The sequence below is a fragment of the Aeromonas sp. MR7 genome (genome assembly GCF_963899385.1).
Classification (GTDB): Bacteria; Pseudomonadota; Gammaproteobacteria; order Enterobacterales; family Aeromonadaceae; genus Aeromonas; species Aeromonas bestiarum.
Genome location: NZ_CAWQXH010000011.1, coordinates 660443 through 679439, shown reverse-complemented (window position 1 = coordinate 679439; position 18997 = coordinate 660443). Strand labels below are relative to the sequence as shown.

General features: G+C 62.0%; 18 protein-coding genes. 8 read left to right on the top strand and 10 right to left on the bottom strand.

Annotated features, from left to right (window positions below; all coding sequences use genetic code 11):
* The first annotated feature begins 7 nt into the window (after window positions 1-7).
* Together AACW87_RS08110 and AACW87_RS08105 are read left to right on the top strand one after the other, a co-directional pair.
* Window positions 8-1036, top strand: coding sequence for a hypothetical protein (locus AACW87_RS08110; RefSeq protein ID WP_241324683.1), 1029 nt, complete (start codon window positions 8-10; stop codon window positions 1034-1036).
* Between the two features lies 1 nt (window position 1037).
* Window positions 1038-1466: an ion channel gene (locus tag AACW87_RS08105; protein ID WP_043136862.1), complete on the top strand. Its 429-nt coding sequence runs from the start codon at window positions 1038-1040 to the stop codon at window positions 1464-1466.
* 91 nt (window positions 1467-1557) lie between these two features.
* Here the strand turns inward: AACW87_RS08105 and AACW87_RS08100 are convergent, their stop codons facing one another.
* Window positions 1558-3228 (bottom strand): FAD-dependent oxidoreductase, encoded by a 1671-nt coding sequence (locus tag AACW87_RS08100; protein ID WP_241324682.1) that lies wholly within the window; start codon window positions 3226-3228, stop codon window positions 1558-1560.
* 134 nt (window positions 3229-3362) lie between these two features.
* On the opposite strand from AACW87_RS08100, the gene AACW87_RS08095 reads away from it, so the two are divergent.
* The 3 genes from AACW87_RS08095 (at window position 3363) to AACW87_RS08085 (ending at window position 7913) form a co-directional block, all read left to right on the top strand.
* The gene (locus AACW87_RS08095) at window positions 3363-6302 is read left to right on the top strand and encodes a sensor domain-containing phosphodiesterase (protein WP_241324681.1); all 2940 of its coding nucleotides are present in this window, start codon (window positions 3363-3365) and stop codon (window positions 6300-6302) included.
* 65 nt (window positions 6303-6367) lie between these two features.
* A complete protein-coding gene (pflA, locus tag AACW87_RS08090) occupies window positions 6368-7174 on the top strand; it encodes a pyruvate formate lyase 1-activating protein (protein WP_080741090.1) in 807 nt (268 codons plus the stop codon).
* A 97-nt stretch (window positions 7175-7271) separates the two neighbouring features.
* Complete coding sequence (locus tag AACW87_RS08085; protein ID WP_241324680.1) at window positions 7272-7913, top strand: energy-coupling factor ABC transporter permease; 642 nt, start codon at window positions 7272-7274, stop codon at window positions 7911-7913.
* A gap of 51 nt (window positions 7914-7964) precedes the next feature.
* On the opposite strand, the gene AACW87_RS08080 is transcribed toward AACW87_RS08085, so the two are convergent.
* The 4 genes from AACW87_RS08080 to AACW87_RS08065 all read right to left on the bottom strand — a co-directional run bounded on the left by AACW87_RS08080 (window position 7965) and on the right by AACW87_RS08065 (window position 11215).
* Window positions 7965-8657 carry an ABC transporter permease gene (locus AACW87_RS08080; protein WP_042641721.1) on the bottom strand — a complete coding sequence of 231 codons (693 nt, stop codon included), beginning with the start codon at window positions 8655-8657 and terminating at the stop codon, window positions 7965-7967.
* A 3-nt stretch (window positions 8658-8660) separates the two neighbouring features.
* Window positions 8661-9401 carry an ABC transporter permease gene (locus tag AACW87_RS08075; RefSeq protein ID WP_098984404.1) on the bottom strand — a complete coding sequence of 247 codons (741 nt, stop codon included), beginning with the start codon at window positions 9399-9401 and terminating at the stop codon, window positions 8661-8663.
* A gap of 204 nt (window positions 9402-9605) precedes the next feature.
* Window positions 9606-10379 carry an ABC transporter substrate-binding protein gene (locus tag AACW87_RS08070; RefSeq protein WP_043136911.1) on the bottom strand — a complete coding sequence of 258 codons (774 nt, stop codon included), beginning with the start codon at window positions 10377-10379 and terminating at the stop codon, window positions 9606-9608.
* Between the two features lie 65 nt (window positions 10380-10444).
* Window positions 10445-11215, bottom strand: coding sequence for an ABC transporter ATP-binding protein (locus tag AACW87_RS08065; RefSeq protein ID WP_241324679.1), 771 nt, complete (start codon window positions 11213-11215; stop codon window positions 10445-10447).
* Window positions 11216-11758: 543 nt separating this feature from the next.
* Here AACW87_RS08065 and AACW87_RS08060 point away from each other — a divergent pair.
* Window positions 11759-12661, top strand: a complete 903-nt coding sequence (locus tag AACW87_RS08060) for a lysine exporter LysO family protein (RefSeq protein WP_103471835.1) — start codon at window positions 11759-11761, stop codon at window positions 12659-12661.
* A gap of 92 nt (window positions 12662-12753) precedes the next feature.
* On the opposite strand, the gene iadA is transcribed toward AACW87_RS08060, so the two are convergent.
* Window positions 12754-13884: a beta-aspartyl-peptidase gene (iadA, locus tag AACW87_RS08055; protein ID WP_241325018.1), complete on the bottom strand. Its 1131-nt coding sequence runs from the start codon at window positions 13882-13884 to the stop codon at window positions 12754-12756.
* 182 nt (window positions 13885-14066) lie between these two features.
* Between iadA and AACW87_RS08050 the strand changes: the two genes are divergently transcribed.
* Window positions 14067-14687 carry an acyl carrier protein phosphodiesterase gene (locus tag AACW87_RS08050; protein WP_241324678.1) on the top strand — a complete coding sequence of 207 codons (621 nt, stop codon included), beginning with the start codon at window positions 14067-14069 and terminating at the stop codon, window positions 14685-14687.
* A gap of 36 nt (window positions 14688-14723) precedes the next feature.
* Here AACW87_RS08050 and AACW87_RS08045 read toward each other — a convergent pair whose 3' ends face one another.
* From AACW87_RS08045 to arsC, 3 genes are all read right to left on the bottom strand, one after another.
* Window positions 14724-15794 (bottom strand): linear amide C-N hydrolase, encoded by a 1071-nt coding sequence (locus AACW87_RS08045; protein WP_241324677.1) that lies wholly within the window; start codon window positions 15792-15794, stop codon window positions 14724-14726.
* Between the two features lie 288 nt (window positions 15795-16082).
* Window positions 16083-16478, bottom strand: a complete 396-nt coding sequence (locus tag AACW87_RS08040) for a DUF2069 domain-containing protein (protein ID WP_043136923.1) — start codon at window positions 16476-16478, stop codon at window positions 16083-16085.
* On the bottom strand, window positions 16475-16825 hold the full coding sequence (gene arsC / locus AACW87_RS08035) for an arsenate reductase (glutaredoxin) (RefSeq protein WP_043557111.1): 351 nt from the start codon (window positions 16823-16825) through the stop codon (window positions 16475-16477). Before arsC ends, AACW87_RS08040 begins: the two co-directional genes overlap by 4 nt.
* Before the next feature lie 60 nt (window positions 16826-16885).
* Between arsC and AACW87_RS08030 the strand changes: the two genes are divergently transcribed.
* Window positions 16886-17365, top strand: a complete 480-nt coding sequence (locus tag AACW87_RS08030) for a TlpA family protein disulfide reductase (protein WP_241324676.1) — start codon at window positions 16886-16888, stop codon at window positions 17363-17365.
* A 146-nt stretch (window positions 17366-17511) separates the two neighbouring features.
* On the opposite strand, the gene AACW87_RS08025 is transcribed toward AACW87_RS08030, so the two are convergent.
* On the bottom strand, window positions 17512-18966 hold the full coding sequence (locus AACW87_RS08025; protein WP_347005396.1) for a beta-barrel assembly-enhancing protease: 1455 nt from the start codon (window positions 18964-18966) through the stop codon (window positions 17512-17514).
* Window positions 18967-18997 lie beyond the last annotated feature (31 nt).

Below are 18997 nucleotides of genomic sequence, written 5' to 3'. Positions count from 1 at the left end.
GCGTCACATGCATAACGCCGACAGGGCAGTACTGCGAATTGGCACCGGCATCGCACTGGCGACGCTGATCTGCTACGGGCTGGCCCTGCCCATGCCGCACCTCGGCGTCATCATGGCCTGGGTGGTGTTGTGCCGCCCCGGCGAGCCGCTCGGCCTTGGCAAAGGGCTGATGGGCGGGATCCTGCTGCTGACCGTGATGGTCGGTGGCGTGTTGCTGGTGCCCCTGCTGACTCACTATGCCCTGGTGGCCGTGCTGCTCGTCGCACTGCTGCTCCATGGTCTGATGCAGCAGGCGATGGCAGGCAAGGGAGCGGCCGCCATGCTGCTCATCATGGCCATCACAGTGATCCCGGTGGCCGGCCTCATCGAGCAGGCGTTGGCCATCGCCATTGCCCAGATGATGGCGCTGGGGATCCTGATAGGCACCCTGGTCAACCGGGTGGCCCATGCTCTGTTCCCACCCCAACCGATGCCAACGGGGGCTGAGCCTCACAAACCACGCTCCCCCGATCATCCCGAGCGCCTCGCCCTGCGGGCGGTCGCGATCGTGCTGCCGGTGTGGCTGCTGGCGCTCGGCAATCCGGCGTTCTATATCCCGGCTGTGATGAAGACTGTGATGCTGGCTCAGCAAAGTACCTCGCTCAATGCCAGACAGGCGGGTCGGGAGCTGGTGCTGTCGACGCTGATGGGCGCCCTGCTGGCGTTTGTGCTCTGGCTGGGACTCAGCCTCTGGCCCTCCCTGTTGATGCTGGTACTCATGCTGGGCCTGATGACGCTCTGGCTGGCGCGACGACTGACGCAGCTGGTACGGGGTCGCTTCCCGCCCTCCTTCTGGAGCAACGCCTGGATCACGGCGCTGATCCTGTTTGGCCCGGCGATCGAGGACAGTGCCACCGGCAAGGATGTCTGGCTGGCGGCCGCGATGCGCTGCGGCCTCTATCTGTTGGTGGCCGGTTACGGCTGGCTGTGTATCTGGCTGCTCGAACAGTGCTGGCCCGTCGGCCGACCACTGGCAGAAGCATCGATAGGAGACTGATATGTTTTCCATTTTTCTGGTCGGCATCCCGGTGATCCTGGCCAACATGCTGTTGCAATCCCTGATGTCCGTCTGGTGCATCCGCTTCTACGTCAAGCGATTCAGTGAGCGGGAAGGCATGCTCGCCGGGGTGTTGGCGCTGTTTGGCATCATCACCCTGGTGATGCTGGGCAACCTGGCACAGATCGGTATCTGGGGCGCCCTGTTCCTGTGGTTGGGCGAGTTCAACACGCTGCAGGAAGCCGTCTACCACTCGGGCGTCAACTTCGCCACCCTGGGCTATGGCGACATCGTCATGAGCGCACAGTGGAAGCTGCTCGGGCCGCTCGAGGCGGTCAACGGCGCCCTGATGATAGGCCTCTCCGGCGCCTGCATGCTGGCGATCCTACAACACCATGTTCGCAAGCAACTGGGCAACACGCCGCACTAGCCATTCATCAGGCAAGTAACGAAAACAAAAAGGCCACTCCCCCGAGTGGCCTTTTGGCTGATGTTGACCCGGATCCCCCTCGGGGTCAGCGCTATTCGATGGTGGCCATCTGCCAGGTTTTGAAGCCACCGGAGAGGTTCTTCACCTTGAAGCCGTGCTGGCTGAGCAGGCGACAGGCCACGTGACCGCGCAAGCCCACCTGACAGCTGATAAGCAGCTCTTTATCCCTGGGCAGTTCATCCAGCCGGCCGCGCAGCTCATCGAGGGGGATGTGCAGGGCACCCGGGATACGACCCAGCTTGTCGAGCTCGGGGCCATTGCGCACATCCAGCACCTGTTGATGGGGATGACGGGCCTGCACCTCGGCGGCGTGGCAGAGCAGGGTATCCCCCTTCAAGTGGTTGCTCGCCACGAAGCCCGCCATGTTGATCACGTCCTTGGCCGAGCCGAACGGCGGCGCATAGGTGAGCTCCAGATCCTGCAGATCAAACACGCTGAGCCCGGCGCGCTGGGCCACCGCCAGCACGTCGATGCGCTTGTCGACCCCGTCCTTGCCGATGGCCTGGGCACCGTAGATCTTGCCATCGGGGGCAAACAACAGCTTGAGGCTGACCGGGTGGGCGCCCGGGTAGTAACCGGCGTGACTGCCCGGATGCACATAGGCCTTCTCGAACGGCAACCCCAGCTGCAGCAGCCGCTTCTCGTTGAGACCCGTGCTGGCCACCGCCAGGTCGAACAGCTTGCAGATGGCGGTACCCTGGGTCTTCTTGTAGGTTTCAGCTCGGCCCAGCATGTTGTCGGCGGCGATGCGTCCCTGCCGGTTGGCGGGGCCCGCCAGCGGGATCAGCACTGACTCGCCAGTCACAAAATCTGTCTCTTCCACCGCATCCCCCACCGCATAGATGAAGGGATCCGAGGTGCGCATGCCGACATCCACCTTGATGCCGCCGCGCGGCCCCAGCTCAAGCCCCGCCTTGGCGGCAAGCAGGGTTTCTGGCTTGACGCCGATGGCCAGGATCAGCAGGCCGGTATCGAGCCGGGTGCCGTCGCTCAGGGTCAGCCGCAAGCCGGTGCTGGCCGTTTGCGCCGGCTGGCCGTCCAGGAGCTCGATGGCCGAGAGGCCGGTGCGCAGCCGCAGGTCGATCCCCTCTTCGCGGATACGGGCATGGAGCATGTTGGCCATCTCTCTGTCCACCGGTGCCATCACCTGATCGGAGAGCTCCAGCAGGGTGACATCCAGCTTGCGCTGGTGCAGTGCCTCCATCATCTCCAGCCCGATGAAGCCGCCCCCCACGACTGTGACGTGGCGCGGATCATCGCGCTGCAGCGCCGTCAGTATGCGGTCCATGTCCGGAATGTTGCGCAGGGTATGCACGCCCGGGCTGTCGATGCCGGGGAAAGGCGGGCGAATGGGGGCCGCCCCCGGGCTCAGCAACAGCTGATCATAAGATTCGCGCCGCTCTTCGCCGGTGAGCAGGTTGCGCACCAGGAGGGTCTTGCCGGCCCTGTCGATGTCGATCACATCGTGAAAGACCCGCACATCCACGTTGAAACGGCGCTTGAAGCTCTGCGGCGTCTGCAGCAGCAGGGCCGATCGGTCCTGAATGTCGCCACCGATATGATAAGGCAGACCACAGTTGGCGAAGCTGACAAACTCGCCCCGCTCGAACATCACTATCTCGGCCGTTTCGCTCAGACGGCGGGCTCTGGCCGCCGCAGAGGCACCACCGGCCACACCGCCTACAATCAGGATCCGTTTCATCAGCAAGACTCCGGTTAACTACAGATTGCCACTACATTAGTAATATCTAATTTAGATTTCAATGAAATTTTGTTTGCGTCGATTTTGCAGTATTCTTGCCACCCGACAGTTGTTCAACAGGATGTTACCAGTTCATGTCGTCTACCGCGCTCAGTCACCTTCCCCCTGCCAGCCAGACACCCCTGTTCTTTCGTCTGGATGTGCGCAGCCAACGGCTGGTCGCCCTGACCGATGTGATGCAAACCCCGCTCTACTGGCTGGATGAACCGAGAAGCGCCTGGCCCGCCCAGTTGCCCGATGCCCTGCGCCAGCCCATAGAACAAGCCCTTGCCAGCGGCCAGGGAGGCAAGCTGGTGCTGCGCTTCGCCGGCCAGCAGTGGCACATAGCCCTCTCCCACGAGCAGGATGCCTTCTGGCTCATCTGCCTGCAGACCCTGCGCCAGGAGCCCATCGCCGATCTGGCGTTGCAACTGCCGCGGCTGAGCCAGATGGCCAGCCAGCAGCAGTTTGCCGCCATGCTGGAAGCCCTCAAGGAGAGCCTGGGGGCCGATCGCCTCATTCTTTGGCACTATCAGGCCAACGGCTCGCTCGGCAGCGAGCAGCTGACCCCAGTCTTTGCCCTCGGCGCCGAGGGGCTTGCGGCCATCCGGGGTGACAGCCGCTACATACGCGCCCTGCGCACCCGCAAATCCTTGAGCTTTTCCGAAGCCGCGCACCAGCCCATGCTGAGCCAGCACTACTACCTGGCCAGCGCGGGAATAAGCTCGCGCCTCGACGGGGCCCTGCTGGAGCAGGAAAAACTCATCGGCGTGCTGAGCCTCGAATACCTCAACGCCACCCCGCTCAGCGAGGAGATGCTGCAGCTGGTGCGCCACAGCGCCCAACTGCTCGGCCACTGGCAGCCGGAACCCGAGCCCCTGCTCAGCCCCGGGCTGACTCTGCCGGCCGAGCTGACCCTGCTAACCGGCATCGCCTATTGCCGCGCCCTGGTGCACTGGGCCATGACCGCCTGTGGCGCCCGCATCGGCTGGATCGGTGAGTACCAGCCGCGCGGCCAGGATCTCTGGATCATTCCGCGCTGCGTGCTGGAGGGGGAGACCTTCTCCGTCCTCAAACCCATACAGATGGATCCGGGCCCCGGCCAGGAGCTGTTCCAGCACGGTCAGGCTGTCTATGTGGAAGACCTGCCCCTGCGCTACCCCCAGGCGGCCCAGCTGCTGGCCCTCAACGCCAGGGCCTATGTCGGCATACCGCTGCACGGGCCGAGCGGCGCCCCCATGGGCCAGCTCACCCTGCTGCTCGACGAGCCGCTGGCCGACCCCATGCCCCTGCTCGATGCCCTCAGCAGCCAGCACGAGCGAGCCGCCATCGAGCTGCAGCGGCTCGCCGCCGATGATGCCCTGCGCCTGGCGGAAGTGGCCTTCAACACCCATGACGGCCTGCTGGTGATGGATCACCAAGGGATCATCCTCAAGGTCAACCGCTCCTTTGGCCGCATCACCGGCTTTGGCGATGATGCGATGATCGGCCAGCATATCGTCAAGCTGCGGCCCACCTATTACGGCGATCACCTGAAAGAGGATGTCAGACGGGCGGTCGATGAGCAGGAGTTCTGGATGGGCGAGGAGCGCTGCCTGCACCAGGATGGTCACCTGTTCCCGGTACGGCTGATGGTGAGCGGCGTCAAGGACGAGCACGGTGAGCTCAGCCATTACGTCTGCAGTTTCTACGACATCACCCGGGAGAAGGACGCCGCCCGCCACATAGAGCAGCTCGCCTATTACGACGATCTGTGCGGCCTCTACAACAGGCGCAGCCTCAACGACATCATGCAGCGCACCCTGCAGGCGCCCAGTGGCCAGTGGGGCGCCTTGTTGCTGGTGGATCTGGACAACTTCAAGTCGATCAACGACTCCCTCGGCCACGCCTGCGGCGATCTGCTGCTGCAAGCCGTGGTGGAGCGGCTCAAGGGGCTGCCCCAGGACAACCTGGTGCTGGCCCGCATCTCGGGGGACGAGTTCGCCCTGCTATTCACCGCCCTGGGTCAGGGCTATGTCACCGCCAAGATCCTGGCCGAGCACTTCGCCCGCGAGCTGATGGGGCTGTTTCGCACCCCGTTCGACATCGAGGATCACAAGCTGCACTGCAGCGCCTCTGTGGGGATCAGCCTCTTCTCCAACGAGGATCAGGATCATCTGGTGCTGATGCAGCAGGCCGATACCGCCACGCACATGGCCAAGCGCTCCGGCCAGGGCAACTATGTGTTCTTCAGCGAGGCCATGGCGGAGAAGGAGAAGAACAAGCTGGCCCTCAACAACCAGCTGCGCGATGCCCTGCGCAATCACGAACTGCAGCTTTACTACCAGCCGCAATACAGGGTCGACAACGGCAGCTTGTCAGGGATAGAGGCGCTGCTGCGCTGGCAGCGCAGCGACGGCACCATGGTGCCGCCGGGAGACTTCATCCCCATCGCCGAGGAGACCAGTCTCATCCAGGACATAGGCTACTGGGTGATGAAAACCGCCTGCGCCCAGTACAGCTTCTGGCTCAACCGCGGCTTTGCCATTCCCCACCTGTCGGTCAACGTCAGCGCCCGCCAGTTCCACACCGCGGGATTCGTGCAGCAGGTGGAGTACATATTGCGCGACACAGGCGTGCCCCCCTCCCGCCTGCTGCTGGAGGTGACCGAATCCGTGGTGCTGGAGAACCGGCTGGAGAGCATAGCCCGCATGCGGCAGCTCAAGGAGCTCGGCATCCTGCTCTCCATCGACGACTTCGGCACCGGCTATTCGTCGCTCGCCTACCTGCGCGACTTGCCGGCAGACGAGGTGAAGCTCGACAGAAGTTTCATTCAGACCCTGGTGCACAGCGAACAGGACAAGGCCATCGTCAAGGCTATCCTGGACTTGGCCAAGGTTTTCCGCTTTACCATCACCGCCGAAGGGGTGGAAGATGAGGAGCAGCTCGCCATCCTCAAAGCGCTGGGATGCCAGCATTATCAAGGCTTCCTGACCAGTCGGCCACTCACTGTCAGGGCCCTGGAGAGCCTGCTGGGTTCGCCCCAACCGGGCTAAACATGTAGGATTTATAGGGCTTTATGTAATAAAATAACGACCTGCTCGAATCGTTGGAGTTGTCTATGTCTGTCATTAATCGGATCCCTGCTGTCGAAACCAGCGGTGTGGTCGCTGAAACCAGCGCGTCCGGGATCATTGGCCGGATCCATTCCGTTGAAACCTGCGGCACCGTCGATGGCCCCGGGATACGGTTTATCGTGTTCATGCAAGGCTGCCTGATGCGCTGCAAGTACTGCCACAACCGGGACACCTGGGACACCCAGGGTGGCCGCGAAGTGACTGTGCCGGAGTTGATGAGCGACATCACCAGCTATCGCCACTTCATGAATGCCTCCGGCGGTGGCGTGACCGCCTCGGGTGGCGAAGCCATGTTGCAACAAAACTTCATCGCCGAACTGTTCGCCGCCTGCAAAGAGAAAGGCATACACACCTGTCTCGATACCAACGGCTTCGTGCGTCACTACGACGAACAGCTCGACAAGGTGCTCGACAACACGGATCTGGTGCTGCTCGACATCAAGCAGATCAATGACGAGAAGCACATACCACTCACCCACGTCAGCAACAAGTACACTCTGGAGTTCGCCCGCTACCTGGCCGCCAGGGGCAAGACCATGTGGATCCGCTACGTGGTGGTGCCGACCTGGTCAGACGATGACGAGAGCGCCGAAGGGCTGGGCCAGTTCATCGCCGAACTGGGCGATTGCGTCGAGAAGGTGGAGCTGCTGCCCTACCACGAGCTGGGCAAGCACAAGTGGGACGTACTGGGTGAAAACTACGATCTGACCGGGATCAAGCCCCCCAGCAAGGAGACCATGGACCGCGTCCAGGGCATCCTCAGCAAGTATCACAAGCTCGTCAAATACTGATTGTTACAGCAGGGCTGGCAGGGAAGACGCCAGCCCTTGTTATTGTTATCCGTCACCCCTGCTCGCTCAGTACGCCATCACATGACAAGGACATGCCATGAGTGAAGGACAAGCCGCAGCCCTCCTGCTCTGGCTATTGCTGCTTATATTCAGCCTGCGCGGCGCCCTGCTGCGAACCCTGCTTGCCCAGCCACTCTATCAGCACCTCTGCCTTGGCGGCGCCATAGCGCTGGTACCACTCTGGGTCTTGCGTGCCGGCCTGCACGAGGGGCTGGAGGTGCATTTTCTCGGTCTCACCAGCCTGACCCTGCTGCTGGGGTGGCGCCTCGCCCTGCTCGCTCCCTGCCTGACACTGCTGGTGCTCGGCTACTTCGATGTCATCGAGCTCGCCGACATAGGCTGGCAGGCGCTGATCGGCGTGGCCCTGCCGGTCGCCACCAGCTGGTTGCTGTTTCTGGCCAGCTGGGCCTGGATGCCCCGCCACCTGTTCGTCTACCTGTTCGTGGTCGCCTTCGGCGGCGGGGCGCTGAGCATCTCGGTCAAGGTGATCGCCAGCGCCCTGCTGATGGGCATGAGTGGCACCTATCCGTGGCACACCATCAGCACCGACTACCTCTCCATCTGGCCGCTGCTGCTCTTCCCCGAAGCCCTGCTCAACGGCATGACAATGACGCTGCTCGCCATCTACCGTCCCCACTGGGTCAACACCTTCTTCGATCGGGAATACCTGGGGCGCTGAGTGACGATCACCCACAAAAAAGCCCGCGATTGCGGGCTTTTTTTATGGGGATTACACGGTGCGGGGGCGCAGGTGGGCGTGCCAGCGGGCTTCCCACTTCTTGAACAGCCAGACGATGACGAAGGTCAGCAGCATGTAGAGCAGGCCCGCGGTCAAAAACGCCTCGAACGGGCTGTAGTAGCGGGAGTTGATGATCCGCGCCGCACCTGTCAGGTCGACTATGGTGATGATGCCGGCCACCGCCGAGCCCTGCAGCATGAAGATCACCTCGTTGCTGTAGGCGGGCAGCGCACGGCGAAACGAGTTGGGCAATATGATGCGGGTCAGGGTCTGCCAGCGGGTCATGCCAAAGGCGTTGGCCGCTTCAATCTGCCCCTTGGGCATGTTGAGCACGGCGCCGCGCACTATCTCGGCGGTATAGGCCCCCGTGTTGAGGGTGAACGCCAGCAGGGCGCAGAACCAGGCCTGGGCGAACAGCTCCCAGGCGGCGCTGTTTTTCAGCCACTCCCACTGGGCGGCGCCGTAGTAGATGATGAACAGCTGCACCAGCAGCGGGGTGCCACGGAAGAAGTAGATGTAGGCCCAGATCGGTCCCTTGATCAGCCAGTTGCGGCTGTTTCGCAGTATCCCCATGGGCACCGCCAGGGCCAGGCCGAGCACCAGAGAGGCCGCCACCAGCAGCACCGTGGTGTAGAGCCCCTCCCAGTAGGTGGGCCACTCTTTGAGAATGATTGAGAAATCCATGGCTTACCTCGTCTTTATCGCATAGTGACGCTCGGCCCATTTCAGTGCCGAGGTGGAGACCGCAGTGAAGATCAGGAAGATCAGGGCCACCGCCATGTAGAAGGTGAAGGGCTGCTGGGTCGACCCCGCCGCCAGGGATGCTTTGCGCACCATGTCATCGAGCCCGATGATGGAGACCAGCGCCGTGGTTTTCAGCAGCACCAGCCAGTTGTTGCCAAAGCCCGGCAGGGCGTGGCGCATCATCTGGGGGAAGAGGATCCGCACAAACACCTGGGTCGCCCGCATGCCAAAGGCGCGAGCCGCTTCCAGCTCTCCCTTGTCCACCGCCAGAATGGCGCCGCGGAAGGTCTCTGTCATGTAGGCCCCGAAGATGAAGCCTATGGTGGCCACCCCGGCCGCAAACGGGCTGATGTCGATATAGTCAGGCAGCAGGGAGACCCACTCCTGGTTCGGATCGCTCGCCAGCAGGTAGTTGTTGTAGCTCTCGTTGATCCAGCTGCAGAGGTTGTTGATCAGCACCTGACCGCCGAAGAACAGCAGCATCATCAGCACCAGATCGGGAATGCCACGAATGACTGTGGTGTAGGCGGTGGCGATGCCACGTGCCCACTTGTAGGGGGAGAGCTTGGCGAGTGCCCCCAGCATGCCCAGCAGCAACGCCAGCAGCAGCGAGGCCAGCGCCACCTCCAGGGTGATCCAGGCGCCCTCCAGCAGGGAGGCTTCGTATCCTTTCAAATCAAACATATGCGGCTCCATTGCAACGCATTGAGCGGGCCAGCCCGTCCCAATATCCTTTCAAACCAAACACATGCAGCTCCATTGCAACTAAGCGGGCCCATCGCTCCCTTGCGAGAGACAACGGGCCCGATGACTACAGACAAGAGTCAACCTGTCGTGATGATTCGCCGCAATCCCTTCGGCTGCTACTCGGTGTAGCGCGCCTGGGGGTTACTCGCCGTAGACGTCGAAGTCGAAGTACTTGTCGTTGATTGCCTTGTACTTGCCGTTGGCGCGCAGCGCCAGGATGGCGGCGTTGAATTTCTCTTTCAGATCCTTGTCAGCCTTGCGGACCGCTATGCCGGCACCCTCGCCAAACCACTTGGGATCGGTCAGTTTCGGGCCGACGAACTCGTAGGCATCGCCCCCTTCCTTCTTCAGCAGACCGTCGCTGATGGCGGCGGAGTCGGCCATCACATAGTCAACCCGACCGGATTTCAGATCGAGATAGGCTTCATCTGCGGTGCCGTAACGTTTGATGGTGGCGTTCGGGAAGTTGTCCGTGATGTAGGTATCCATGGAGGTGGCGCGTTGCACCGCCACGGTTTTACCGTCCATGAAAGCCTTGTCGAGCTTGACCTCTGTGCCCTTCTTGGCGGCGAAGCGGGCCGGAATGTGCTGGTACTTCTGGGTGAAGTCCACCTTCTTCTTGCGCTCTTCGGTGATGTCCATGGTGGCTATGATGGCGTCATATTTGCGCGACAGCAGCGCCGGAATGATGCCGTCCCAGTCTTGCTTGACCAGGGTACACTTCACCTTCATCTCTTCGCACAGGGCGTTGGCGATGTCGATATCGAAGCCTTTCACCTCGCCACTGGGCTCGGTCCAGGAGAAGGGAGGGTAAGCACCTTCGACTCCGATCCGCACCTCTTTCCACTCCTTGGCCATCAGGCTGCCGGAAGACAGGGCAGTGACTATGGCAGTCGCCAGCATCAGCTTGTTCATGTATCTCTCCTTGATAAAATCGTCGACTGTTGAAGTTGCAGCTTGTTGAAAACAGATCCCGCCCATCAATAGATGGAGGAGATGAATTGCTTGAACCGTTCCGACTTGGGATGGGCGAAGATCTCCTTGGGATTGCCCTCCTCTTCCACGCGCCCCTGATGCAGAAACATTACCTTGTTCGACACATCACGGGCAAACGACATCTCGTGGGTCACCACCAGCATGGTGCGCCCCTCTTCGGCCAGCTCGCGCATCAGGCCGAGCACCTCCCCCACCAGCTCGGGGTCCAGCGCCGAGGTGGGTTCGTCAAACAGCATAACCTCCGGCTCCACCGCCAATGCCCTGGCGATGGCCGCCCGCTGCTGCTGGCCGCCGGAGAGGTGACCGGGATAGTAGTCGCGCCGCTCCCACAGACCCACCCGGTTGAGCAGGTGTTCCGCCTTGGCGATGGCCGCGGCGCGGGGGACTTTCAGCACCTGGATAGGCACCTCTATGATGTTCTGCATTATGGTCATGTGCGACCAGAGGTTGAAACTTTGAAACACCATGGCCAGCCGGCTGCGAATGCGCTCCACCTGACGCATGTCCTCCGGCAGCCGCTCACCGGCCCGGTTGGATTTCATGCGAATAAGCTCGCCATGGAGTGAAACTGTGCCGGAAGAGGGTGTTTCCAGCAGATTGATACAACGAAGAAAGGTCGACTTCCCCGAGCCGGAGGAGCCGATCAGGGAGATGACATCCCCCTTGCGGGCTGTCATATCGATGCCCTTGAGCACTTCGTGGGTGCCGAAATACTTGTGCAGTTCACGAACTTCCAGTGCGGCAACGTCACTCATCCATTACAACCTTGTCTGTCCCTAGACGCCGCTGGGGCGTGACTCACACCATCATGGATTTAACAAAAAGTTAACCGATGGCAACCTTCAGCGAAAATATCACTCGAATAGTTAAAAAACAATACAGAACAGAGGTCTTTGGTGTTTTGTCTGTATTTTTATTGGTCTCACTGGTATTTTTCAGCACTTTGTCTGCATAAAACTCGGTTTGGACCCGTCGAGCGACACCGCCTTTTTATACCCTGATCGCAAGGGTGGCAAGAAAATTCCGACATCATGACAGCAAGATGGCGAAAGCGACTTTATTCACCCCATCGATGTTTGCATCTTGTTGAAAAATGGGCGATGAGCGTGATTTCATGGCGGCACGCTTGCCGCACCAAGGTGGGCCTTTGAGCCAAATGAGTGCAGTTGCTTGCACCAAAAACATAACAACCTGATAAAAAGCCCCGGATGAGCCATCCAAACTCACAGAAATGTGACACAGAGCCAATAAGTAGTGATAAGGTGTCATTTTTATCAGTTTTTGTGATCGAGGCCCCGATGTTGCTCAATGTATTGCTGATCCTGCTGCCGTTAGGCGTCGGCTATCTGATCCCCCTCTCCTCCGCCCGGCTCATCAAGCTGGTCAATCAGTCCCTCGGCAAGATGGTCTACCTCATCCTGTTTCTGATGGGGCTGGGACTGGCCTATGTGGAAAACCTCGGCAGCAATTTGGCGGTGATCTTCAAGGTGGCCGGTGTCATGCTGGCCGCCATTACCCTGTGCAACCTGCTGGCGCTCTGGTGGCTGGACAAGCGCAGCCCGCCGACCCACGAGGCCAGCGATGCCAAGATGCCGAGCAAGCTGCACCTGCTGTGGGAGTCCCTCCAGCTCTGCTTCGTGGTGCTGGGGGGCGTGCTGCTGGGGCTGCTGGTCGATCTGCAAGCCCTGCCCATCGACAAGCTGAGCGAGTGGGCCCTGATGCTACTGCTGTTGCTCATCGGGGTGCAGATGCGCAACTCCGGCATGCGGCTGCGCCAGATCCTGCTCAACCCCTGGGGCATGAAGATCGCCTTCACCGTCATCATCAGCAGCTGGCTGGGCAGCGTGCTGGCGGCCCAACTGCTGGGCATGCCGCTGAGCCACGCCCTGGCGCTCAGCTCCAGCTTCGGCTGGTATTCGCTGTCGGGCATTCTGGTGGCCGACAAGCTGGGGCCCGTGCTCGGCTCCGCCGCCTTCATCAACGATCTGGGGCGCGAGCTTATCGCCATCCTCATCATTCCCATGCTGATGCGTCGCCACCCCTCCGCCGCCATCGGCTACGGCGGTGCCACCGCGCTGGACTTCACCCTGCCGGTCATTCAAAAATCCGGCGGCATCCAGATGGTACCCGTGGCCATCGTCTCCGGCTTTATCCTGAGCCTGCTCGGCCCCATCCTGATCCTGGGCTTCCTGGCTATCTAGGCCACACCTGCCGCCCGCAGAATCAAAGAAGCCCGACATTGCTGTCGGGCTTCTTTGATCTGGATATACCGTACTCTCGCACTATCCGCCGTTCATCCGCGCCACTGGCCGCCGCTCATTACCCGCTCGATGGCGAAAGAGTGGGGATGGATCAGCAGCAGATCCGCATCCTGCCCCACTCCGATCCTCCCCTTTGCGGCCAATCCCAGCGCTCGTGCCGGATGAGTACTCACCACCGCCAGCGCCACCTCGAGCGACACCCCGAGATGGCAGGCGCGCACGCACTCCTGCCACAGGCTGGCAATCTGGCCGCAGCGCATCTCGATAAGACGCCCCTCACCATCAAAGCGCGGCAGGCTGGCGTTGGCATCTGAGCTGAACGTGATGCGATCGGCAGGCACGCCGGCGGCCAGCAACTCGATCAATCCATCGGCGGCCAGCCGTTCGCCATCCTCCACCAGATCGGGGAAGCTGGAAGTGGTGAGATCGACCCAGCCTCCCGCCTTGCCCCAGGCGATCGCCTCGGCAAACAGCCAGGGGTTGCGGTTGCAGTGGGTCGGATAGAGCTGGCGCAGCGGAATGTCGGTTTCATCGCGCAGGGCCCGCAGCGGTGCCAGCGCCCCGCGGCCATCCCCCAGATGGAAGAAGCTGACGCCGCTCTTGCCCGAGAGCAGCCCGGCCACCCGCGCCTCGCTCACCAGCCGGGCCAGCTCGTCATGGGTGGGGGCGCTGGATCTGTGATCGCTGATGGCCAGCTCCCCCACCCCCAGCACTTCGGGAATGAGCATGATGTCGGACTCCACCGTGCCGGTGAGTGTCTTGACCGGCAGATGGTAGGAGCCGGTATACATGAAGGCGCTCACCCCGGCGGCGCGAAACTCGCGCACCTTGCCGAGCACCTGGGCCGGACTGCGGGTCAGGCTGTCGGTGCCGAGCGCCGCCACCAGGGTGGTCACCCCCGCCTTGAGGGCCTCACTCGCGGCGAGTTCGGGCGTGCGAAAGGCAAAGCCCCCCTCGCCGCCGCCCCCGGTGATATGGGCCAGCGGATCCACCAGCCCGGGCACCAGGTAGCGACTGCGACCATCGATCCGCGTCAACGGCCAATCTGCGGGGGCCGTCAACCCCTTGCCCATCCAGGCAATGCGGCCATCGGCCACCAGCAGATCCTGCTGGCCGAGGTGGGTGGGACTGAAGATCTCGGCGCCCTCGATCAGGGTCAACATCATGGCTACTCCTTGCAAGCTATCCCCCTGCGGGGAAAAGAGAGAAATCGCTATTTACCCACCATTGGCCTCTCGGTAACGGCAGTGCCTGCCGGCCAGTTTGCCATGTTCGGCATAGGCAAGGGAGAGGGGATCGGCTAGGCTCACCAGCAATTCCCGTTTGCTGGTCGACATCCACCGTCATGAACTATCTGGCTCACCTGCATCTGGCCGCCCATACCCAAAGCTCCCTCACCGGCAACCTGCTGGGGGATTTCGTCAAAGGCCCTTTGCCAAGCACGCTCGGCCCCGCCTTCGATGAGGGGATCTGGCTGCACCGCAAAATCGATGCCTTCACCGATGCCCACCCAGAGCACAGGGCGGCAGTGGCCTGCTTCGAGGCGCCCTGGCGCCGCTTCGGCGGCATCCTGGTGGACATGCTCTACGACCACTGGCTCAGCCTGCACTGGCCACAATTTGGTGAAGACCCCCTGCCCCGCTTTCTGCAGCAGAGTTATGGGCAGCTGCTGGCGGATCATCAGCGCCTGCCGGATGGCTTGCCCGTTGCGCTCACGCGGATGGCGGAGCAAAACTGGATCGCCTCCTATCGCCACAGGGAGGGGCTGGGCCGCGCCCTCAACGGCATAGGTCACCGGTTGCGCCGCCCCATCTTGCTGGGCGATGCCCTCGCCACCCTGGACGATGCCAGCTGGCACAATGGCGAGCAGGGATTTCTGCGCTTTTATCCCCAGTTGATGCGTTTTAGCGAGCAGCAGCTCGCCCACTATCGCGAGACTGGTGGCCACGCCGGCTTGCGGCCATAAAAAAGACCCCGTGAGGGGCCTTCTACCAACTCTTCATCAGGCCCCTGGCGTGGCAGGCAGGAAGGTGAACGCCTTGGCCGGCACAAACTTGTCCGCCGTTTCGCCCGCATAGAGTTGACGCTCGGTCAGCGGGAGTTTCTTGACCGGGGCGCCCGCACTCAGATCCAGCTGATCCATGCTCACCCAGAAGGTGTTGGGCAAATGAGTCAGCTCGAAGAAGTAGCGGCGATGCTGTTGATCCGACACGCTGCGCCAAAGGGTGGTGGAGATGTTGGGTTGATCCTGTGTACTGATCCCCATGGGCACCGAGACGTTGCGCATCACGCTCATCACACCGGCAACGGCCTCATTGGCCTGATCCGTCTTGGGCAGGGTCTTGATATAAAAAGAGGCCCGGGCGAAACGATCCGCCGAACGGTTGGTGCCCGGCAGCATGATGAGCCCGCCTATCTCCTCCCAGTACTCGTTGAGTGCCAGCTGCTTGTCGAAAACGGGGGAGTTGGTCATCACCTGATAGCTGCGGTCGTGGTGGATCTGCAACTTGCCATCCACGTACTGGAAAATGGCCGAGTCACCGCTGGCATCCGAGATGGAGAGGTGCAGCTGGCCCGGCTTGCCATCCGGCGTCAGAGTGGTCACCACATAGAACTCGTCCTTCGACAAGGCGGCGACCGCCTCGGTGACGGTGGCAAAATTGTCCAGCACATACTGGGCCCAGAGGGAGATGGAGAGCGTCTTGCGCGGATCCTTGTCGCTCGGAGTCACATACTCGGACTCGGTCAGATAGAGCAAATTGGCCACCAGCCCCTTTTCGTTCATGCCATCGGCGGTACCCGCGTCAAACCCCGCGGCGACCAGGGAGCCATAGCGCGCGTTCCACGTCATGGAGTGCGGACCGGCCGCCCCGCTCCGATCGATGCCACGCGGCAAGGCCCAGAGGTTGGTCGGCATGGCGGCGCGCCAGTCCATGGTGCGGCCGGTTACCACCAGACCGCCGTCGCCCTGATAAACGGCGCGGGTGCAGGCATCGGCCAGCGAGCTAACCGACAGGGCCATGGTCAATGCCAACAGGGTTTTCTGGAACAGGGGGCTGGATTGGCGTTTCATAGGATGCATCACTCAGGCTGGTGAAAGCGACAGGCTAACGGCTACCGCTGTATGGGAGCTTAATGAGGATAGTCAGCCGCCTGCCACGCTCCCACCTCGCTGCGGCCAAGATGTGATCATGTCGACATAGTTACAGCAAGATCAGCGAGATACACCTGGCATCTGCGTTGCCAGCAGGCTTTTGGCCCAGCCGCTGTCATGTCAACCCCGGTCGTGTCGGGGCTGCGCACCCATAAAAAAACCGGACCCAGGGTCCGGTTTGCAGATAGAGGCGCGCTGACGCAGGTCTCATTTCTCTTGCTGTGACGGCTCACCCTTCTTCTTGCGGATGCTGAGCCCCAGCTCACGGCCACGCAGGCGGGCGTAATAGATGGTGCCGACGAAGGCGAGTATGGTGAATACCAGCTCCACCACCGCCAGCCAACGCTCTCCCTCGTCCGTGGTGATCAGGGTCAGGGCGTGCAGGAAATAGGGCATCAGCACGAAGTTGCCCCAGGCGTGGGTGTAGGGGTTGCCCTGCACGATTCCCTTGAGCGGGAACAGCAGCGGCACAGTCCAGATCACCGGCAGCAGCCAGGGGTTGAGCTCAGGGTGGGGCGAGAGCCACAGATGCCAGAGGATGACCCAGCCCAGCAGGCCAAAGAAGCCGACCAGGGTCAGCAGACGGGCGAAGCGGGTGCTCACTTGAGGATCTCCAGCACCTGCTCGGGCGGACGGCCGATGCGGGCCTGACCATCCTTGATGACGATGGGGCGCTCGATCAGCTTGGGGTGCTGATGCATGGCGCGAATAAGGGCATCGCCGTTCACCTCTCCCAGCCCCAGCTCCTTGTAGAGCTCTTCCTTGGTGCGCATCAGCTGGCGCGGATCGGTGAAGCCGAGCTGGCTCAGCAGGGTGCGGATTTGCGCCTCGCTCGGGGCCTGCTCCAGATAGAGCACCACATCAGGGGCGATCCCGTGCTGCTCCAGCAGGGCCAGGGTTTCACGGCTCTTTGAGCAGCGCGGATTGTGGTAAATTTGGGTCTCGCTCATGGTAACTCCCTGATTGATCGCAAGATGGGACAAGAAACGGCGCTATTGTAGGGGAAACTGATGGTCAGGGTAAGCGGCACTGGAAAGGAATTGAAACGAATTTGTTGGCTGATTGTGGCCGGTCTGCTGAGCGCCTGCACCCCGGCGCCCGAATTCACCAACGGCCAGGGCCAGCCGGTGGCACTGGCCCAGTTTGCCGGCAAGCCGCTCTTGATCAACTACTTCGCCCCCTGGTGCGCCCCCTGCCTGCGAGAGTTGCCGCTGCTGGAGACGCTGGCACAGGAGGGCTCCCTCGCCGTGGTGGCCATCCACTATGATCCGGCCACCCCGGCCGAGCTGGCGGCACTGGCGAGCCGCTACCGGGTCAGCCTGCCGCTGTTGATCGCCAATGACACGGCAAGCCTGCCTTTCCCCCACCCGACCGGGCTGCCCACCAGCTATCTGCTCGACGCAGAGGGCAAGCTGCAACAGACGATCGTCGGCGAACTCGATGCGCAGCAGATTGCCACCCTCAAGGATCAGGCTGCGGCGGTTCGCTAGGGCGCCCCCTCTCCTTGGCAAGTAAGGGGCCCATCACACCCACACACGACGGACGGGATTGACCTGCACGACGCCAGGGTACCGGTGGAAAAGGAAACAGGGTGTCCCATTGCTGGCACACCCTGTTTCACCGCACCTCTGCTGCATCACCCCTTCAGGCTGTCGAGATCCTTCTTCGCCCGTTCCAGCTCAGTGATGCGTGCCTCCAGCCTAGCCAGGGTCAGCTTGTCGCTGGTGGTGCCACGGGCCACGATCAGCTCGTCGATGGCAGCCTGATAATCCCCACGCAGGGAGAGCATCTCGGCCCGCGCCATGTGCAGGTCCGTCATCCGTCCCGCCTTGCGATAGGCATCGGAGAGCAGGCTCCAGGCCAGGTTGTTCTCTTCGTGCTCGCGGGCATAGGGGTCCAGGATGGCGATGGACTTCTTGTAGTTGCCCCCTTCCAGATAGGCGTTGCCGAGATTGACCACCACCACTTCGTTGTCCGGCATGCGGGTGCGGAACTTCTCCAGCCGGGCGATGGCCTGGGCGCTGCGCCCCTTGGCGAGATCGATGTCGGTGAGGGCATCCACCACGAACAGATCTTCCGGGTGACGGCTCGCCAGCTCCTGCATCAGGGTGTCGGCCTCGTCGGTGCGCTTGAGCTGCAACAGCGCCAGCGCCTTGCCGTAGGTGGCCGCATCCTTGAGCGGGTAATCCCCTTTCTGCAGGCGGTTGTCGAAATAGCTGAGCAGCGCCTGCGGGCTCTCGGTGCCATAGCGCACCTGAATGCGCACCTTGGCCAGCCAGAAGTCGAGGCTGGGGGGCAGGTTGCGGCGAGCATAGCTGGAGGCGCGGCCACGGGCCTCGGAGATCCGGGTCTCGGGCAACGGGTGAGTCAGCAGCATCTCGGGCGGCTTGCTGGCGTAACGATACTCGGCCGCCAGTTTCTGGAAGAAGTTGGCCATGCCCATGGGATCGAAGCCTGCGTCATACAGGGTCTTCATGCCGATCCGGTCCGCTTCGTACTCGTTATCGCGGGTGTAGTTGATGGCCGACTGCATGGAGAGGCCGAGCGTGGTCTGCAGGGCGGCGATACCGGCGGTGGGGTTGATCACCGCCAGCGCGATGGAGCCCACCAGCCCGGCCAGGGTCATGGCGGAGCTGCTTGCCTGCGCTTCCATGTAGCGGGCTATGTGGCGCTGGGTCACGTGGGTGATTTCGTGCGCCAGCACCGAGGCCAGCTCGCTCTCGCTGTCGGCGTAGAGGAACAGGCCTGTGTGCACCTTGACCCGTCCGCCCAGGAAGGCGGCCGCGTTGATGCTGGGGTCATTGATGAGGAAGAAGGTAAACGGGAAACGTACCCCATCGGCGTTGGAGAGCAGCCGCTGGCCGAGATCGTCTATGTACTGGCTCAGCACGGGATCATCTATGATCGGCAGGCCGGCCCGGGCGAAACGCATGAAGGCGTTGCCATAGCGCACTTCCTGCTCGATGGGCAGGGCGGCCACCCCGGCGGTGCCTATGTCGGGAAGCTGGTTGTTCGCCTGGGCATGGAAGGTGGCACCCATCAGGGAAGCCAGCAGGGGAAGCGATGCCATCAGGGGGGAAAAGCGTGCCACGTTATCTCTATCTCCATCAGAAGGGGCCTCG

Excerpts from the sequence above, each read along its gene's own strand:
- AACW87_RS08045 (WP_241324677.1), bottom strand. The coding sequence starts at position 15,794 with ATGAAACGCCAATCCAGCCCCCTGTTCCAGAAAACCCTGTTGGCATTG.
- AACW87_RS08080 (WP_042641721.1), bottom strand. The coding sequence starts at position 8,657 with ATGGATTTCTCAATCATTCTCAAAGAGTGGCCCACCTACTGGGAGGGG.
- iadA (WP_241325018.1), bottom strand. The coding sequence starts at position 13,884 with ATGTTGACCCTGATCGAGGGCGCCGAGATCTTCAGTCCCACCCACCTC.
- AACW87_RS08105 (WP_043136862.1), top strand. The coding sequence starts at position 1,038 with ATGTTTTCCATTTTTCTGGTCGGCATCCCGGTGATCCTGGCCAACATG.
- pflA (WP_080741090.1), top strand. The coding sequence starts at position 6,368 with ATGTCTGTCATTAATCGGATCCCTGCTGTCGAAACCAGCGGTGTGGTC.
- AACW87_RS08060 (WP_103471835.1), top strand. The coding sequence starts at position 11,759 with ATGTTGCTCAATGTATTGCTGATCCTGCTGCCGTTAGGCGTCGGCTAT.
- AACW87_RS08050 (WP_241324678.1), top strand. The coding sequence starts at position 14,067 with ATGAACTATCTGGCTCACCTGCATCTGGCCGCCCATACCCAAAGCTCC.
- AACW87_RS08110 (WP_241324683.1), top strand. The coding sequence starts at position 8 with ATGCATAACGCCGACAGGGCAGTACTGCGAATTGGCACCGGCATCGCA.
- AACW87_RS08070 (WP_043136911.1), bottom strand. The coding sequence starts at position 10,379 with ATGAACAAGCTGATGCTGGCGACTGCCATAGTCACTGCCCTGTCTTCC.
- AACW87_RS08085 (WP_241324680.1), top strand. The coding sequence starts at position 7,272 with ATGAGTGAAGGACAAGCCGCAGCCCTCCTGCTCTGGCTATTGCTGCTT.
- AACW87_RS08095 (WP_241324681.1), top strand. The coding sequence starts at position 3,363 with ATGTCGTCTACCGCGCTCAGTCACCTTCCCCCTGCCAGCCAGACACCC.
- arsC (WP_043557111.1), bottom strand. The coding sequence starts at position 16,825 with ATGAGCGAGACCCAAATTTACCACAATCCGCGCTGCTCAAAGAGCCGT.
- AACW87_RS08100 (WP_241324682.1), bottom strand. The coding sequence starts at position 3,228 with ATGAAACGGATCCTGATTGTAGGCGGTGTGGCCGGTGGTGCCTCTGCG.
- AACW87_RS08030 (WP_241324676.1), top strand. The coding sequence starts at position 16,886 with ATGGTCAGGGTAAGCGGCACTGGAAAGGAATTGAAACGAATTTGTTGG.
- AACW87_RS08075 (WP_098984404.1), bottom strand. The coding sequence starts at position 9,401 with ATGTTTGATTTGAAAGGATACGAAGCCTCCCTGCTGGAGGGCGCCTGG.
- AACW87_RS08065 (WP_241324679.1), bottom strand. The coding sequence starts at position 11,215 with ATGAGTGACGTTGCCGCACTGGAAGTTCGTGAACTGCACAAGTATTTC.